Origin of the sequence: Akkermansia muciniphila (assembly GCF_040616545.1) — a bacterium.
Classification (GTDB): domain Bacteria; phylum Verrucomicrobiota; class Verrucomicrobiia; order Verrucomicrobiales; family Akkermansiaceae; genus Akkermansia; species Akkermansia muciniphila_E.
In genome coordinates this window covers 1,810,907-1,828,293 of sequence record NZ_CP156688.1, presented here as the reverse complement: position 1 = coordinate 1,828,293, position 17,387 = coordinate 1,810,907, and the positions used below count along the sequence as shown (strand labels likewise).

Below are 17,387 nucleotides of genomic sequence, written 5' to 3'. Positions count from 1 at the left end.
ACAGATTCTCGATAATCGGCTTATTTTTACATAAAAACCGTTAGAAAATGAAGGACTCTCTTCCCGGAACCGTCGGATATCAGGCGCAGGGCAACTCCCGTTCCATCATGGCAAAGCACTACCGCAAGGCAAAAGGCAAAAAAGACGCCCAGGCATGGTTCGCCACCACTCCCATCTACATATCAGCAGAAGACATGCTGGCCGAACTCCAGAAAATCACCCTCAAGCTGGAAGCCATGGACCTCGCCCGTAAGGACTCGGACGCGGGCAGCGTCGTCTGGGCCAGCCAGGCCACCCTTGCCAAACGTTATGACATGTCCAAGTCCAACATGTGCCGCCTCCTCCTTGGCGGCGTCTCCGGTAAAAAAATCCGCACCTGCCAGCCCAACGGCGGCGTCCGTAAATACAACGTCGCAGACGTGGACGCCTACCTCATTTCCATTACCCCCTCCGGCGGCTGACAATCCCCCCCATCGCGCCCCACACGTCCGGCACCGGAATTTTCTTCCCTTTCTCATTGGCATTCTTAATCTATATGAGAGAAAATACCTTTAACGGAGAAAGTCTCTCTTCCATGATGGAGACCGGGGAAACCGCCTACCAGACCAACTCCCTGAACCAGTACACCGTCATTACGGAAGGGAGCGCGGCGCCATTCCACCCCACCTATGACGCCAGCGGGAACCAGACCCTCATCCAGACGGACACAGGCATCTGGGAAGTCGTATATAACTTCCATAACCAGCCCGTCAAATTCACGCAGGGCGGCACCGTCATCACCTGCGGCTATGACTTACATGGGCCGCAGATGGTTTACCAAGGTTACGGAAAATGGCACCGTCACAGCGCATGAACGCTACCTCTACCGGGGCTACCAGCAAATCGCCACGGTAGACCTCTTGCACCCGTCGTCACACAATCCAGGCGCATACTTTTCTTCTTTCCCAGAAACTCCAGAAACACTTTGAACGCCCTCTTCTGACCGTCCGAATATTTCTGTTTTCCGGTACTCCGGTAATTATCCAGATACTCTTTAACAGACGGCACTTTATCCGCCATGGAAAAAGCACTGCGAGCCGCTTGCAATGCCTGAGCCTTCCCAACATTGCCTTTGGCTGCACGCTCCATATTATCCGCCGTCAACTGAGCCAGCTTTTTGGCATCCGAAGATTTCATGCCATCCGTAGGCTTCAGCTTCACTTTGGTGGATTTGACGATTTCCTTGCCATCGGCATCCCGCCATTTGGCAAACCACGTTCCTTTTCTTTCTTTCAACCAGGCCATAACATTCAAATTTTCTTAGGGGTACATCGAGGGGTACATTTTGTACCCCAAAGTGTACCCCTAGCCATAATGCGCTATTCGGCACAATTCAAACTAAAACTGCGTAAGCCGTTGCTATCTAAGCATAATTCGGCACCCTTAAAAAGAAGAATTTGGTCGGGAAGACAGGATTCGAACCTGCGACATCCTGCTCCCAAAGCAGGCGCTCCACCAGGCTGAGCTACTTCCCGTATAAAAGGAGGGGGGATTAAAAAATTGGGAGAAAAAAATGGTGGCTCGGGACGGGATCGAACCGCCGACACGGGGATTTTCAATCCCCTGCTCTACCGACTGAGCTACCGAGCCACTTGCTTGCACGCAGAGCGTGATTGCGGGGCAGAATCTAGCACCGCATCTCCCGTATTGCAACCACAAAATATCATTTTTCCAATTTTCCTGCGTTTTGCCGTGTTCGGCGGCAGGAAGTTCTTCCCAGTCAATCAGGAGGAAGCCTGGGCCAGAATGCCGCTCAGCACCAGCGGGAAGATCAGCGCCACCCAGGAGAGGGTGTACAGCATGAGGGGAGGCATGTTCCTTTTCAACCTGTCCAGCACGAACATGAATACTCCCGCCATGGCCAGACCGTAATAGATCCACGCATCCCCGGTGTATTCCCGCGCGGCCGCGGCCAGGCAGAAGACCACGTAAATGACAATCACTCCCATCCAGACCAGGGATACCATGTCCCGGGCGGCGGATTCCTGCTCCTCTTCATCATCTTCTTCTATCCACCTCCTCCGGCTGAACATGCTCAGCATGACCAGGGCCACCAGATACCAGGTGGGCGTGGATAACTGGCCGCTCCACCCTCCGCCCATGGTGCCGTAAAAGTAGGCAGGGATTCCGGCGCCGGTGGCAAAGGAGACGGAGGCAAAGAATGACCCCATGACAAACGCGGAAGACAGGATTCCCTTTTTGTGCGGATTGGTGGAGAAGTACAGGAACAGCAAACTGCAAATACCCGGCAGCAGGGCGAATTGGAAGATGACCACACCCAGCTGGAAGAACATGATCCACAGTCCCGTGATGGCGGCCACCACAATGAGGAGGGAAATGACGAAGCAGTGTTTTTTGGCAAACAGCAGGCATTCGTCAGAGTACACCGCAGGGCCTCCCCGGAATACCTTCATGACCCGGTCCAGCATGTTGACGCACCAGACGGCCACAAATAGAAACTGGTACAGCCAGGGAGAAGAGACTACCACCAGATGGGACTGGCTGACGGCAAAAGCCCACGCAATGGCTGCAGAAGGAATCTCCAGTCCCATCAGGGAAAACCACGCCCACCAGGGGGGTCTCTTCAGCACCTGCTCCATTTTCCGTTCCATCATCCCCATAACCGCCCTCCGGGCAAGTCCGTCCACCGTCATTCACAGACTTCCGCATTTTTATGCGGGGATGCTTGACATGCAATAAAACGCGCCTATACTGGTGCTCCCCTTGCGTCGGAAACGCAATACATCACCATGAAGAAAGATATTCATCCCCAGTACAATCCGGTGGTCTTCGTTGACATTACCACCGGACGCCGCTTCATCACCCATTCCACGGTTCGTTCCCCCAAGACGGAAGTTATTGACGGGGTTGAACATTTCGTGGTTTCCTGCGGTATCACCTCCGATTCCCACCCGTTCTTCACCGGCAAGAACCAGTTTGTGGACACCGAAGGCCGCATTGACAAGTTCCAGAAGCGCTTCGGCTCCGTCCGGCGCAGCGGCGGCAAGCCCAAGCTCAACAAGTAAGGCTTGTTCCAACAGTTTTCCCACCCCGTTTCCTTCCCGGAAAACGGGGTTTTTATTTGCAGGCTTCTCTTTATTCCTTTTTCCTGCTTCACTGGCGGCGGCATGATGTTGACACCGGACCATTTCGATAGCCAGTCTGCGGAGCTTCTGCGTTCCGGGCGCCCCGTCCTCGCCGGCATCAGCGGCGGGCGGGATTCCATGGCTCTTCTTTCCCTCTTGTCCGGCATGCAGGGGTGCAATTTGATTGCCTGCCACGTGCACCACGGCTTGCGTCCGGAGGCGGAGGAGGAGGCGCAGTTCGTGCGCCAGTATGCTTCCTCCCTGGGAGTTCGCTGTGTGTGGGAGCGGGCGGACGTCCGCGCCACGGCCCGCGCCGGGGGCATGTCCGTTGAAGAAGCGGCCCGCCACGCACGGCAGGCACTGTTCCTGAAGTGGTCCGCAGCCCATCCGGGCGCGCTCGTAGCACTGGCCCACCACCGGAACGACCAGCAGGAGACAGCCCTCCTTCACCTGTGCCGCGGCGCTTCCGGCATTCACGGCATGTCTCCCGTTTCCACGTGGGCCAACGGGCTGACCGTCGTACGGCCTCTGCTGAGTGTTTCCCGGGAGGAGATCACCGCGTACCTGGCCCATCACCGCATTCCGTGGAGGGAGGACGCCAGCAACCAGTCCACGGAGTACACCAGGAATGCCCTGCGCCATGAGGTTATCCCCAGGCTGGATGCCCTGTTCCGGCGGAATACCAGCCTTTCCTTTTCACGCGCCTGCCGGGTGGAGAACCAAATCCGCACGGCGCTTTCCCAGGCCCTGGATTCCATGAACCTGACGGACCCGCAGGGGCGCCTGTTCCTGCCGAAGGTGAATCGGCTCCCCGCGGAGCTGAGGCAATGCGCCGTCCATGATTACCTGCGCCGCCAGAATGTTCCCGATCTGACGGAGAATGCGGTCCTCCGGGTGATGAATATCCTGGATACGGACGGCCCTTCCCGCACTTCCCTGCCCGGTGGCAAGCTGGCCGTGCGCAAGGAGAAACGCCTGCTGGTGAAGGACGCGCCGCGCCCCATCAATAAAGGGGAGCAACCCCCTGTGGATACAGCAGGTGGAATTTGATGGCTTCATTCCCCACTACCAGCGCGGTGCCGAACATCCGGTCTTCATCCGTCAACCGCGGAAGCTGGGCAATCGGGAAGAGCAGCCCGCCCAGAATGAGGCCGTAGTTGTACACGGAGGGCATCATGCAGATCAGTTTTTTGGAGATGTCCGCCGCATCCAGGGTCGGGAAGACCCACACGTCACTGGGTTGCAGCATGGAGTTGCGGTGCACGCGCACGCTGTAGGAGTCCGACGAGAGGGCGGCGTCAATCTGGATTTCCCCTTCCACGGAGATTTCATTGTTCAGGCATTCCTTCTGCACCATGCTCCGGGCCAGCGCGGTAGCGGCCCTGGTGCGGTCCGCGGCCAGTTCCGGCACGGAGCCGTCCGTGGACGCGCTCAGCATGGCGACACGGACGCTTTTGCCGAGCATGTGCCGGGCCATTTTGGCCGTTTCCACGGCAAAGTAGGCCATGTTTTCCACCGTGGGGTCAGGCGTTACGCCCGTATCCGCCAGGAAGTAGATGCCGCGGCCGCCGAATTTTCTGGCAAATTCGGGAACCAGCACAATGGAGATGGCAAAAAGGGGCTTGGTGGGAACGGGGTCCTGCCGGTATTTGTTCACGGCGCGGAAGACGGAGGCCACCCTTTTCATGTTCCCGGCCACAATGGCGTCCGCCTGGCCGTAAAGGACCATCATGGCGGCAAAGTGGACCGGCTCGGAGACGATTTCACGCGTGTTCATGGGCAGTCCGTTGCCGAACATTTGCTCCGCGCGTTCATAGCGGTCGCAGAACATTTGAAGATCGGAGCTTTTTTCCGGTTCAATGATGCGGACGAATTTCAGGGAAATTCCATTCATTTCCGCCATTCTACGGATGACTTCCTTGCGGCCCAGCAGGATGGGCACACCGGCCTTTTCCGCCACGAAGCGCTCAGACACGCGCAGCACGCGCACGTCCTCCCCTTCCGGAAAAACAATGCGCTTGGGATGACGCTTCAGGTTGTCCAGGAGCGGTCCTGTGAAATCATTCAGCGGGGAAAAGCCTTGCCAGTCACTCATATGTCACGTGTCCTATTCAACGCGACTCTAAAAAATCCTGTCCATAAAATCAACCCATAAAGTCAAAGACGGCAAATAATCGGCAAATACGTCCTCCGGATTGAACCGCCCGCGCCGCCGTGCTAACATGGGCTTTCCCCCATGTACTGCGATTACCATACCCATACCCCCCTGTGCCTGCACGCCTCCGGCACCCCGCAGGAATATGTGCAGTCAGCCGTGCGCGCCGGACTGCGGGAGTACGGCATTTCAGACCACGCCCCCATGCCCGGCGAGCCTTTTGACGACTGGCGCATGAAGCAGGCGGACATGCCTGCTTACCTGGACTGGCTTACGGAGGCGCGGGAGCTAGCCGCGCCGCACGGCCTGACGGTCCGCACCGCGCTGGAATGCGACTGGTTCCCCGGCATTGAGCCGTGGATAGAGCATTTGCGGAGCCTGCACGGGTGGGATTACCTGATCGGCTCCGTCCATTACCTGGGGGAGAAGGAGGAGTTTGACAATCCCTACAAGATGGATTTCTGGAACCGGACGGCCGTGGAGGACGCCTGGGGGCAGTACTGGGAACGCTACCGGGACATGGCGGCTTCCGGCCTGTTCCAAATCATGGGCCATGCGGACCTGATCAAGAAATTCGGGTTCCGTCCTGCCGGAGACCTGCGCCCTTATTATGAACCTGCGCTGGAAGCCATCCGGGAATCCGGTGCATGCCTGGAACTTAATACCGCCGGCTGGCGCAACAAGTGCGCCGAGCAGTATCCGGACGCGCAGTTCCTGAACATGGCGGCGGAGATGGGCATTCCCCTTACCATCAGTTCAGACGCCCACAAGCCGGAGGATGTGGGCCGGGATTTTGAGCATGCCGCGGAACTGGCCCGCCAGGCCGGATTCCGCCACCTGGCCACCTTTCACGCAGGCCGCATGGAGCTGTTCCCCCTGCCTGGGGCCTGACCTTCCCCGTTGCAGGAAAGAAGGCTTTTCCGCAGTCCGCCGCGTCACCTCCCGGAACAGCCGCAGGCTTGCAGGCTGTGCCGGAAACCGCCCGCAGGCTGCCGGAAGAAAAGAGGAGGAGTCCCGGCAAGCAGCCACTACCCCACGCGCATGTTGGGCTTGGTGGGGATGGGAACGGGACGCGGCGGAACGGGGTAAGGCCTGGGCGGACGGGGAGGAAGGGGCCTGATAATTACGGGAGGGGGAGGATAGTTCCACGTCCTGATGATCGGGGGGACGATGATGCGCTCCGTTCTCGGCTGGCTGGCTACGTCCCGCACTTCCCCCTGCAGCTGGGAGACCTGCTTGTTCAGGTCCGCAATCTTTTTCTGGGTTCCGTCTTTCAGGGCCAGGTACTTCTTTTCCAGGTCCTGCCAGTATTGTTCCGCGGTTTCCCTTTTTTTGCGGATGGCGCTTACCTGGTCCTGATACGCCCCGGCTCTCGCGCGGAAGACGCGGGCTTCCTCCGGCAGCCCCACACGGTCCGCCTCCAGGGCATTCCATTGCAGGGCCATGACTTCCGCTTCCACCTTGGTGAGTTCACCCATCAGTAAAAACATGCGGGCGATGTCCGCCCCTTCCAGATACCGGGGGTGGCGTTCCGCCTCAGACAGGGATTCCCGGATTTTCCTGGCTTCCTCATCTGCCGCCTTCCTGGCCTCTTCCGCCTTCTTTTTCCGCGCCGCATCCTCCAGGCGCCGCCGGCCCAGCCTGGCCTCCACCTCCTCCGGCGTCATCTTATAGTCCTTTTGCTGGTCGTCCGTCAGTTCCTTGTACGGAACCTTGGCTACGCCGTCCGTGTACTGGACGCTGACAAAGTCATCCCCGGAGGATACCACGCTGGCATCCTTAAGCACCCTTCCGGACCTCAGGGTCATGTCTTCCGCCAGAGCGGCGGGCAACAGGGCGCACAACAGTAAAAAACAGGTTCCATGCTTCATTTGATTCTCCCCTTCTACGTTGGTAAGAGGCGCAGGGGAAGGAATTTATTCAAAAAAAATAGGACCAGAGGTTAATTCTGGCGCAGCGGCCCGCTTTTCGTTAGCATTACGCGAATCCTTTATATTCGTATGAGTCTTTATTCTTCATCCTGGAGCCCCCTACCCTCTCTTCCCGATCCGGAAGGTTTCGCCGGCATGTATGCAGGAACCCACGGAGAAACAATGATTTGTGCCGGAGGCACCAATTTTCCGGATAAACCCATGCTTGAAGGCGGATCCAAAACGTGGACGGACCGCATTTTTACGCTGGCGCCAGAGGCCGCAGCCTGGACAGAGGCCGGAACGCTCCCCTTTCCCTATGCTTACGGAGCCTCCGCCAGCATGGAAGAGGGGCTGCTCTGCATCGGCGGGTGTGACAAGTCACGCCACCGGAAAGACGTTTACCTGCTGCGCGCGGCAAACGGCGCGGTGACCGCAACTCCCTTCCCCTTCCTCCCCATTGCCCTGGCTTATACGGCCGCCGCCGTTCTGGACGGAAAGGTTTACCTGACGGGAGGCTGTGAGCGCCCGGGGGAACAGGACTGCACCAACCGGCTGTTCATGCTGGACGCGCGCCAGCCGGACCAGGGCTGGCAGGAGCTGCCCCCCCTGCCGGGCCGCGGCCGCTTCCTGCACCAGATGGCCGCAGTGGACGGAGTTCTTTACGTGCTGGGCGGCATCGGCCTGAAGGAGCAGGACGGCAAACAGGCCAGGGAACTGCTGGCGGAAGCCTGGAGCTTCACCCCGGAACACGGCTGGTCCCGCCTGCCGGAGATGCCTTACGCCATTGCAGCCGCCCCCACTCCCGCCCCGGTTTCCCGGTCCGGGGTGATTTACCTGCTTGGCGGAGACGACGGCTCCGGGAAAAAGTACACCCCGCAGACCAATCCCGGTTTCAACAACCAGTCCCTGTGCCTGGATACGGCTTCCATGACCTGGCACGACGGCGGTCCCATCGCGGCCCCCCGGGCGGTACTTCCATGCTGTGCGTGGCAGGGCGGTTTTACCGCCGTAAACGGGGAACTTAAACCCGGCAGGCGTTCCCATGAAGTGTGGGGCATCACCCTTTCCTGATTTTTCCTCCCATCCCAAACAGTATTTCCCAGCATATGCACCTCTCACGTCACCTTACCCGATTCTCCAGGACCTGGGGCTCCGCTCTCGCCGCCCTGGTGCTGATTGCGGCCCCCGCCGCCCATGCCTCTTTTTCCGTGGAAGTCCAGCCCGCCGGCACCATCCCGGACCTGCCGGACCCGGTAGGCCGCGCCGGCATGGTTGCCGGAACCGTTACGGAGAATGACGGCACCCAGTCCATCATTGCCGCGGGCGGGGCCAACTTCCCCCAAGCCGCGCCGGGCGCCGCCACTCCGGAGGAACGCGGCCCCAAGGTGTATTACCAGGATATTTTCAAACTCCGCAACGGCCAATGGAGCAAGGCCGGAACACTTCCTGTTCCGCTGGGTTATGCCGCCTTCGGCAGTGTTGGCAAGGGGCTGGCGGTAGCCGGCGGCCATAACGCGGAAGGCATCCTGACGGACGCCCTGCTGATCAAGGCGGACGGTTCCGTGGAGAAGCTGCCTCCCCTCCCCGTTCCCATCACGGAAGCCGCCTGCGCCTTCCACGGGAACAAGCTGTTTGTCATCGGCGGACGGGACGCGGAACAGCCGGAAGCAGCGCTCAACACCATTTACATGCTGGATACCACGCCGGATACGGCCAAAATGAAGTGGCAGCTGCTGCCGCCCTTCCACGGACCGGGCCGCATTCTTTCCACTGCCGCCATTTGTGACGGCACGCTGTTCATCGCGGGCGGCTGCACCCTTTCCAAAAACGCCTCCGGAGAAACCGCCAGAACGTACCTTTCCGACCTGATTGATTACAACATGACGTCCAACAATTCCTCCGAGTGGGGCGCCATGAGCAAGCAGCCGCTCGCCGGACCGGGAACGCCCGTGGCCGCCGCCGCAGGACCGGCCCCGGTGCGTGAAAACGCCATCCTCCTGATCGGCGGGGATAAGCGCGGCAACGCGCCGGACACGTCCAAACCTGTGGTCCAGTCCAGGGACATCCTGGCCTATGACGTCATCAAGAACACCTGGACGCATGAGGGGGAATGGCCCGTCGGCATCGCCACGGCGCCCGCCATCGTCAAGGGGACCGAAATCATGACCATCAGCGGGGAGACCGCTCCGGGGGTGCGGACCGCCGTGAACGCCTCCGCCACTGCGGGCTACCATTTTGAAATGAGCATGGTGGATTACGCCGTCCTCATCCTGACCGTGATCGTGATGGCCATCATCATCGTCTCCGCCATGCGCCACGGCGTTAAAAACGTCTCCGCCGTCACGGACCCGAACACCAGGCCCGGCCTGTGGGCCTGGGTGGCCGTGATCGTCCTGTGGTTCGTGGTGATGCTGAATTACTTTGACCGCCAGCTTCTCTCCGCCCTGCATGAACCCATCGTCCGGGACATCCCGCAGACGGAGGCCCAGTTCGGCATGGTTACCTCCGTCTTCCTGCTGATTTACGCCCTGCTCAGCCCCGTGGGGGGCTTTCTGGCGGACCGTTACAGCCGCCGCCTGATGATCCTGTGCTCCCTTGTCGTCTGGTCCGTAGTCACGTGGTGGACCGGCCACGCGGAGGATTACACGTCCCTGCTCATTGCGCGCGGCGCCATGGGAATCAGTGAGGCCTTTTACATTCCCGCCGCCCTGGCCCTGATTACGGACTACCACCGGGGCAGCACTCGCTCCATCGCCACGGGCCTGCACATGAGCGGCATTTACGTGGGCATGGCCGTGGCGGGCTTCGGCGCCACCATGGCGTCATGGACGGGCTGGCGCATGACCTTCGCCCTGTTCGGCCTGATCGGCGTGGCGTACGCCATCGTCCTCATCCTGTTCCTGAAGGATCCCGGCAGGGCCCCGGCGGATACGGCCCTGGCGCGGAAGCCCTCCAAGCCGGAGGAAAAGACCGTGCTGATCAATGTGGACAATGACGAGCAGGTCATCAAGGAACCCGCCTCCAATCTTTCCACCGGAGCCGTCCTCTCCAGCCTGTTGAGCGGTCGCCCCATGTGGATGCTCCTGGCCGTGGTGGCCTTTGCAGGCGCCGGCAACTGGTTCCTGCTCACCTGGTACCCCACCCTGCTGCAGGATAAATACCAGCTTTCCTCCGCGGAGGCCGGCCCCGCCGCCACCCTGTGGAGCTCCGTAGCCAAGTACGTGGCCGTGCTGGGCGGCGCCATCCTGGCGGACATGTGGTACAAGCGCAACAAGCGCGCCCGCGCCCTGGTGCCCGGCATCACCTTCACCATCTCCGGCCCGCTGGTGGTGCTGGCGCTGCTGCCCGGCATCTTCGGCTGGGACATTGCGGTACCCCTCGTGCTCATGCTGGGGCTGGTCGCTACGCAGGGGCTGGCGCAAGGATCGCTGGACGCCACCCTCATGCCTGTGCTACGCTCCCATATTGACGAGCGGTATTCCGCAACCGGCTACGGCCTCCTGAACCTCACGTCTGCGGGCGTGGGCGCCCTCATCTCCTTCTTCGGGGGATGGTTCAAGGACCAGGGCGTTCCGCTGACCACCACGCTGGCGGCGTCAGGCTGCCTGATGCTGTTCTGCGGCTTGCTGCTCCTGACGCTTCCGCGCCCCCAGCGCTGACAGCTTCAATTCTCCCTACCCCCACCCCGCCTGATGAAGAATACCGCACGCCTCTGCCTGGTGACGGGAGCCCTGTGCTCCCTCTCCCTCCTTTCCACGGCCCAGGGCCGCACCTGGACCAGCGTCCAGGGAAAAAGCCTGGAAGCCGAGTTCGTCAAGCTGGACGGCCAGAAAGCCGTGCTGAAACGTTCCGGCGGCCAGACCGTCTCCATCCCCCTGGCCCAGCTTTCCCAGGGGGACCGGGATTTCATTGCGGAACAGGGAAAGGGAAACTCCTCCGCCAATCCCGCGGACAATTACCACCTGCCGTGGCCCCGGACCGTCAAATGCCCGGACAATTTCAAGGTGGAAACCATCAAGGAGGAAAAAGGGGAGTATATTTATGAAACGCCCCATTTCCGCTTTATTTGCGACGCCCGGCTGGGCGCGGGCATGATCAAGCGGCTGGGGCTTCTGTTTGAAGCCACCCACCTGGCGAACAAGTCCCTGCCCATCGGCAACATTCCCCCGCACGACGATTCCGCCAAATTCCCCGCCTACCTGTACGAGAAGTTCAGCACGTACCTGGAGAACGGCGGGCGTGAAGGCACGGCAGGCATTTTCCTGGGGACCACGCGCCCCGGAGACCGCGGCAGAATCCTGGTTCCGTTTGATTCCCTGGGCGTCAAGACCATGGGGAGCACGTACATCATTGACCGTGACAAGGATTCCTCCACCCTCATCCATGAACTGACCCACCAGCTCATGTCCCCGCAGGCCAAGCAGGCAAGCTGGTTCTGTGAAGGCTCCGCGGAATACATGGGGATGACCCCGTATTCCGGAGGCCGTTTCAACTTCGGGGCCAACCGCTCCCACATCGTCGCCCGCGTGACGGAATACGGCAAGAAAAACACCGGGGGCCGCGCCCTGGGGGATGACTTTGAAGCGCCCGGCCTGGAGGCGTACATGAACATGCCCTATGACCAGTTCACGGGGGAGAACGCCAACCTGCATTACGGGCTGGCCGCCCTGATGGCGTATTATTTTTACCACATGGACGGCAAGGGGGACGGCCAGCGCATCAAGAATTACATGAAGGCCATCCAGTCCGGCGCCAGGGAGAAGGAAGCGCAGAAACTCCTCCTGGACGGCCGCAGCTATGCGGAGCTGGCCAAGGAGATTGAACAGAAATGGCGCAAGGCAGGCATTAAAATCCGCTTCCGCACCTCTTCCTGAGCCCCGCTCCGTGTGCCCCGTCCGGAATGCTGCGGACAGTCTGTGCCCTGAAAAACCGTTGACATGGCAGGGAAAGGCGGCACACTCCCTGACAGCAGGGGTTATCAGACAAGCATGGCAGAAGACGCTTCCATATCCGCCCTGATGGACAGGGTGGCCCGGACCGCACCCTTCCACCGGGAGCTGGCCAAACTGGGCACGGAGGAACAGGCGGTTTTCGACCACACTTCCCTGCCGGGCGTCCCGTTTGTGGCGGCCTTGTGCATCCGCGCCATTCCGGAAACCGCCCGCGCCTGGGTGGTAACGCCCCATCTGAGGGCGCAGGAATCCATCGCTGCGCAGTTGGAAACCTGGGGAGTCAGGAACATCCTGTTCGTCCCGGAAAAAGAAGTGGCGCTTGGGGAGGAAGTAGGCGATCCGGAACTTGCCGCAGAACGGCTGAATGTCCTTCACCGCATTGCTTCCGGAAGCCTGGGCAAGCAGACTATCGTGGTGACGGAAGGCAGCCTGAATGACGAGGTTCCCTCCGTCAACGGCATGCAGAACCAGGGGATGACCCTGAAAACGGGAGAAACTCATGCCCCCGACGAGTTGATCAATCTGTTTACGGAGGCAGGCTTTGAAGGGGTTCCGCAGGTCATTTCCCGCGGGCAGTGGTCGCGCCGCGGCGGCATTCTGGACATTTTTCCGCTCCAGTCCTCCCACCCCGTGCGCCTGGAGTTTTTTGACGACGAGATTGAATCCATCCGGGAATTCGACGTAGATTCCCAGATTTCCTTCCGGAAGGTGGAGCACGTCAACCTGGTGCTGGCGGAGGCGGCGGGCGTGGAAACCCTCCGGGACTGGATCAAACCGGGAGACGTGGTAATCACCGCCCCCTTCTGCAAGGAGCGCGGGAACGCCTGCATCCTCACCGCCCCGCCGGAGAACGCGGAGGGGGAGGAGGATTTTTCCCTGGCCATCCATGAGAACCCCCTGGGCAGCTTTGACGCCGGGGACTTCGTGATGCAGGAGATGCGCCGGGAGCTGGCGGAACGCCAGATCCGCGAGTGGCTGGACCGGAAGTGGAATGTCAGCATGTTCTTTCCCAATGAAGGGGAGGAGGAGCGCTTCCGGGACATCTGCGCCGGAACTCCCGCGCTGCTTTCCATCACGGCCCTGCGCGGGGACCTGCCCGCGGGCTTCAGCATTCCGGGCGCAAAAACGGCCGTGCTTTCTTCCTCGGAATTGTTCGGCAGGTACCAGTCCGCCACCGCACGCCGCCGCGCCAGCCGGGAAGACAAGGCGCGCAAGGCCCGTGCGCAGGCCTCCCTGAAGGACATCAACCCCGGGGACCTGGTGGTGCACACCAGCTACGGCATCGGCAAGTTCATCAATATTTCCACCTCTCCGGATTCCGGAGACGAGGAAATGAACATCCTCTACCGGGATAATACCATCCTGCACGTTCCCCTCAGCCAGGCGCACCTGGTTTCACGTTACATCGGCCTGGGGAGCAAGACGCCGGAACTCAACAAGCTGGGGGACGCCAAATGGCAGCGCGCCAAAAAGTCCGCGGAACGCTCCGTGGCGGATTACGCCGCCCAGCTCCTGAACGTGCAGGCGGAACGCCAGACGGGGAAAGGCTACAGCCACCCGCCGGACAGCAAATGGATGTGGGAGTTTGAAAGCTCCTTCCCCTTCCGGGAGACGCAGGACCAGCTCCGCGCCATCGCCCAGACGAAGGCGGACATGGAAGGCCCCCGCCCCATGGACCGCCTGATTTGCGGGGACGTGGGCTTCGGCAAGACGGAGGTGGCCATCCGCGCCGCCTTCAAGTGCGTGACGGGCGGGCGCCAGGTGGCCGTGCTGGTGCCCACCACCGTGCTGGCGGAACAGCATTTCCGGACGTTCAAGTCACGCATGAGCGAATATCCCGTGCGGATTGAAATGCTCAGCCGCTTCAGCAGCGCGGCGGACGTCCGCTCCACGCTGGAAGGGCTGAGGACGGGGGCCGTGGACATCGTCATCGGCACGCACCGCCTTATTTCGGACGACGTCTCCATCAAGAATCTGGGCCTGGTGGTGATTGACGAGGAACAGCGGTTCGGCGTCAGGCACAAGGAAAAGTTCAAGGAACGCTTCAAGGGAATCGACGTGCTCACGCTGTCCGCCACGCCCATTCCACGCACGCTGTACATTGCCCTGATGGGCGCGCGGGACATGAGTTCCATTGAGACGCCGCCCGTCAACCGCCAGCCCGTGCAGACGAGCGTATGCCCCTACGACGAGCGCATCATGAAGAAGGCCATGGAGCGTGAACTGGAACGCGGCGGCCAGATTTTCCTGCTGCACAACCGGGTCAAGACCATTGAACTGTTCCGGGACCGCATCCAGGCCCTGGTTCCCAAGGCCCGCATCGTCATCGGCCACGGGCAGATGCCCAAGGACGAGCTGGAAAAGGTCATGCGCACCTTCGTGAACGGTGATGCGGACATCCTGCTGGCGACCACCATCATTGAATCCGGCATCGACATCCCGAACGCCAACACCATCATCATTGACCGCGCGGACCGCTTCGGCCTGGCGGACCTGTACCAGCTCCGCGGCCGCGTGGGCCGCGCCGGGCACCGCGCCTACGCGTACCTCATGCTCCCCCGGTCCGCCGCCACCACGGGAGACGCCCGCAAGCGCGTCTCCGCCATCAAGCAGTACACGGAGCTGGGTTCCGGCTTCAAGATAGCCATGCGGGACCTGGAAATCCGCGGCGCGGGCAACCTGCTGGGCACCCAGCAGAGCGGCCACATCGCCGCCATCGGCTTTGACCTGTACTGCCAGCTTCTCCAGCAGTCCATCTCCCACATGCAGGTCAAGCACACGGCCCCCCGCCCGGATGCGGCCCTGAGAACGGATTTCATCGTGAACAGCGAGACGCAGTTCGCCGCCAAATCGCGCAAGGATTATCTGGGAGCCTTCCTGCCCCGGGAGTATATCAGCGACGCCGCCCTGCGCATCGCCGCGTACAAGGACCTGGCGGCCGTCCGCACCCTGAAGGAGGCGGACGCCCTGCTCCGCGCGTGGGAAGACCGCTTCGGACCTGCACCGGAAACGGTGCATCATCTTCTGGATTCCCACAAAATCAAGATACTGGCCTCCAAGGCCAACATCTCCATGGTGGAGATCAGCGGCCAGCGCCTGATGCTGACCAGGAACGGGGACTTCATCCTGCTGTCCAACAAGTTCCCGCGGCTGGCAAGCGTCAGTCCCGCAGACAAGCTCCGGGAGGCGCTGGAAATGCTGAAGAACATTTAACAGGGGTCCGCTTTTTCCTCCGGACGCTTTCCTTGTAATGAAACGGCGTGCCGGGACGTATTCCATGAAAGGAGACGTTATGAAGAACCTGATCATCCTCAGCAGCATTGCCGTACTGGCCGCATCCGGAACCGTGCGGGCGGGGGAACCCTCCGCCGCCATGGCATCCCCGGACGGCCTGCTCACCTGGAACCTGGAGGCCCGGGACGGAAAGGCCGGACATTCCCTGAATAAAAAGGGCCGGGTTGTTCTGGAGCCTTCCGCGCTCGGCATCGTGGCGGACGGCGCCGGCGTGGCGGACGGCATCACGGGATGGAGCGTGGAAAAGGTGCGGGAAAACGTTCGCGAGACCTTTGAAACGCGCGGCAAGTATCCGACCGCCTCCGTCAATTTTAACGAGTACGTGGCTTCCGGGGACAACTCCGCCCTGCGCCTCCGCGCCCGCGTCTTCAATAACGGGGTAGCCTTCCGCTATGAATGGACGGAGGACATGAAGAAAAAGCCCTTGCTCCACATCGGGGAGGAAAAAACTTCCTTCACGTTCCCGGAGCAGGCCGTCCTGTGGACCCAGGACGCCTCCTCCGCCCTGGGTCCCTGCGAGGGGGTATGGTCCCCGGCCAGAATAGCAGATTTCAAGAAAGACCCCGGCAATCCCCGCAGCCATATCCGCACCATGCCGGTTACGGCGGAACTGCCGGGCGGAGGCTTCGCCCTGGTCCAGGAAGCCGCCAACTTCAACAAGCAGTGGAGCGGCATTAAATTCTCCCTTGAGGACGGCTCCTGCCGGGCCGTGCATTTCCAGAACCCGAGCGGCTTTGCCGTCCCTTCTTCCGTGGAGATGCCCTGGCGGGTCATTCTGGTGAATGACGATCTCAACGGCCTGGTCCGGAACGACATTATCCTCTCCCTAGCTCCGGAACCGGACAAAAATCTTTTCCTGGAAGGGGCCAAAACGCCCTGGATCAAGCCGGGCCGCTCCACCTGGACCTGGTGGGACCGGGGAAAAGTCCTTGAAGACGACCAGTACGCGTTTGTGGATATGGCCTCCGGCTTCGGCTGGGAATACCACCTGGTGGATGAAGGGTGGAAGAAATGGGGAAAGACCCTCCCGGAAAGCATGGAGAAGATCGCCCGGCTGGTCCGCTACGCTGCGGATAAGAAGGTAGGCATCTGGGTATGGGTGCGCTGGTCCGACGTCAACGATCCCGCCAACAACTGGGAAAGCATGCGCAGCTTTTTCAGCGCCCTTGCCAAAACGGGCATCAGGGGAATCAAGATAGACTTCATGGATTCCGCCTCACAGGAACGCCTGGCTTTTTATGACGCCGTGGCGGAGAACCTGGCGAAGAACAAGCTGATGGTCAACTTCCACGGCGCCAATACCCCCACCGGGGAGGAACGCGCCTGGCCGCATGAAATGAGCCGGGAGGGCATCTACGGAGGGGAACAGAACATCTGGGCGGCCATCGGCGGCCGGCACTACTGCGCGCTGCCCTTCACACGCCTCGTTTCCGGGCATGCCGACTTCACGGGCGGCTACTTCGGCCACGGGGAAAAATTGCGCGGCTCCTCCTGGCCCCTCCAGATGGCGGCCAACATCATTTACACGTCCCCCATCCTGCACTGGGTTTCCAGCCCTGCGGACATGGAAGCGGCCTTTCCACAGGGCTCCCCGGAACGCGACGCCGTCCGGAATATTCCCTCCGTGTGGGATGAAACCATCGTCCTGCCGCCGTCCGCCATCGGGGAATGCGCCGCCTTCGCCCGGCGCTCCGGGGACCAGTGGTACATTGCCCTGATGAACGGGGACGGACAGGAACGCACGGTCTCCATCCCCCTGAAGTTCCTGGACAGAAATACGGCGTACCGGGCCACCATCCTCCGCGACCTGCCTGAAAGAAACGACGGCTGGAAGGTGGAAACAGGGGAATTTTCTTCCAAAGACACCCTCCCCTTCACCATGCGCGTGAAGGGCGGCGGCATGGCGCGCCTGGTTCCCGCGGGCAGGTAATATTCCCTGCCGCCGGAA

General features: G+C 61.0%; 14 protein-coding genes and 2 tRNA genes. 10 read left to right on the top strand and 6 right to left on the bottom strand.

From position 1 onward, the window contains the following. Positions 1-47: 47 nt before the first annotated feature. Both ABGM91_RS07505 and ABGM91_RS07500 read left to right on the top strand, forming a co-directional pair. On the top strand, positions 48-461 hold the full coding sequence (locus ABGM91_RS07505) for a hypothetical protein (protein ID WP_290565938.1): 414 nt from the start codon (positions 48-50) through the stop codon (positions 459-461). A gap of 74 nt (positions 462-535) precedes the next feature. Further along, a complete protein-coding gene (locus tag ABGM91_RS07500; protein WP_354831012.1) occupies positions 536-853 on the top strand; it encodes a hypothetical protein in 318 nt (105 codons plus the stop codon). Here ABGM91_RS07500 and ABGM91_RS07495 read toward each other — a convergent pair. From ABGM91_RS07495 to ABGM91_RS07480, 4 genes are all read right to left on the bottom strand, one after another. Beyond that, positions 841-1,284 carry a hypothetical protein gene (locus ABGM91_RS07495; RefSeq protein WP_354831009.1) on the bottom strand — a complete coding sequence of 148 codons (444 nt, stop codon included), beginning with the start codon at positions 1,282-1,284 and terminating at the stop codon, positions 841-843. The genes ABGM91_RS07500 and ABGM91_RS07495 overlap by 13 nt on opposite strands. A 153-nt stretch (positions 1,285-1,437) precedes the next feature. Further along, a tRNA-Pro gene (locus ABGM91_RS07490) sits at positions 1,438-1,514 on the bottom strand. A 39-nt stretch (positions 1,515-1,553) separates the two neighbouring features. After that, a tRNA-Phe gene (locus tag ABGM91_RS07485) sits at positions 1,554-1,629 on the bottom strand. Between the two features lie 134 nt (positions 1,630-1,763). Beyond that, positions 1,764-2,654: a hypothetical protein gene (locus ABGM91_RS07480; RefSeq protein WP_215429091.1), complete on the bottom strand. Its 891-nt coding sequence runs from the start codon at positions 2,652-2,654 to the stop codon at positions 1,764-1,766. A 135-nt stretch (positions 2,655-2,789) separates the two neighbouring features. On the opposite strand from ABGM91_RS07480, the gene ABGM91_RS07475 reads away from it, so the two are divergent. After that, a complete protein-coding gene (locus tag ABGM91_RS07475) occupies positions 2,790-3,065 on the top strand; it encodes a type B 50S ribosomal protein L31 (RefSeq protein WP_102714660.1) in 276 nt (91 codons plus the stop codon). 102 nt (positions 3,066-3,167) lie between these two features. Then, the gene (gene tilS, locus ABGM91_RS07470) at positions 3,168-4,175 is read left to right on the top strand and encodes a tRNA lysidine(34) synthetase TilS (protein WP_354831007.1); all 1,008 of its coding nucleotides are present in this window, start codon (positions 3,168-3,170) and stop codon (positions 4,173-4,175) included. Here tilS and ABGM91_RS07465 read toward each other — a convergent pair. Then, positions 4,129-5,220 carry a phosphate acyltransferase gene (locus tag ABGM91_RS07465; protein WP_354831004.1) on the bottom strand — a complete coding sequence of 364 codons (1,092 nt, stop codon included), beginning with the start codon at positions 5,218-5,220 and terminating at the stop codon, positions 4,129-4,131. The genes tilS and ABGM91_RS07465 overlap by 47 nt on opposite strands. A 141-nt stretch (positions 5,221-5,361) precedes the next feature. Between ABGM91_RS07465 and ABGM91_RS07460 the strand changes: the two genes are divergently transcribed. Next, entirely contained in the window at positions 5,362-6,171 is an 810-nt protein-coding gene (locus tag ABGM91_RS07460; RefSeq protein ID WP_354831002.1) for a histidinol-phosphatase, read from the top strand. 137 nt (positions 6,172-6,308) lie between these two features. Here the strand turns inward: ABGM91_RS07460 and ABGM91_RS07455 are convergent, their stop codons facing one another. After that, complete coding sequence (locus tag ABGM91_RS07455) at positions 6,309-7,151, bottom strand: hypothetical protein (RefSeq protein WP_354830999.1); 843 nt, start codon at positions 7,149-7,151, stop codon at positions 6,309-6,311. 261 nt (positions 7,152-7,412) lie between these two features. Here ABGM91_RS07455 and ABGM91_RS07450 point away from each other — a divergent pair, with 261 nt between their 5' ends. From ABGM91_RS07450 to ABGM91_RS07430, 5 genes are all read left to right on the top strand, one after another. Then, the gene (locus ABGM91_RS07450) at positions 7,413-8,264 is read left to right on the top strand and encodes a hypothetical protein (protein WP_354830996.1); all 852 of its coding nucleotides are present in this window, start codon (positions 7,413-7,415) and stop codon (positions 8,262-8,264) included. A gap of 35 nt (positions 8,265-8,299) precedes the next feature. Further along, a complete protein-coding gene (locus ABGM91_RS07445; RefSeq protein WP_354830993.1) occupies positions 8,300-10,852 on the top strand; it encodes an MFS transporter in 2,553 nt (850 codons plus the stop codon). Between the two features lie 33 nt (positions 10,853-10,885). Next, complete coding sequence (locus ABGM91_RS07440) at positions 10,886-12,067, top strand: hypothetical protein (RefSeq protein ID WP_354830990.1); 1,182 nt, start codon at positions 10,886-10,888, stop codon at positions 12,065-12,067. 114 nt (positions 12,068-12,181) lie between these two features. Continuing rightward, positions 12,182-15,358: a transcription-repair coupling factor gene (gene mfd, locus ABGM91_RS07435; RefSeq protein ID WP_354830988.1), complete on the top strand. Its 3,177-nt coding sequence runs from the start codon at positions 12,182-12,184 to the stop codon at positions 15,356-15,358. A 79-nt stretch (positions 15,359-15,437) separates the two neighbouring features. Then, complete coding sequence (locus ABGM91_RS07430) at positions 15,438-17,369, top strand: glycoside hydrolase family 97 catalytic domain-containing protein (RefSeq protein WP_354830985.1); 1,932 nt, start codon at positions 15,438-15,440, stop codon at positions 17,367-17,369. Positions 17,370-17,387 lie beyond the last annotated feature (18 nt).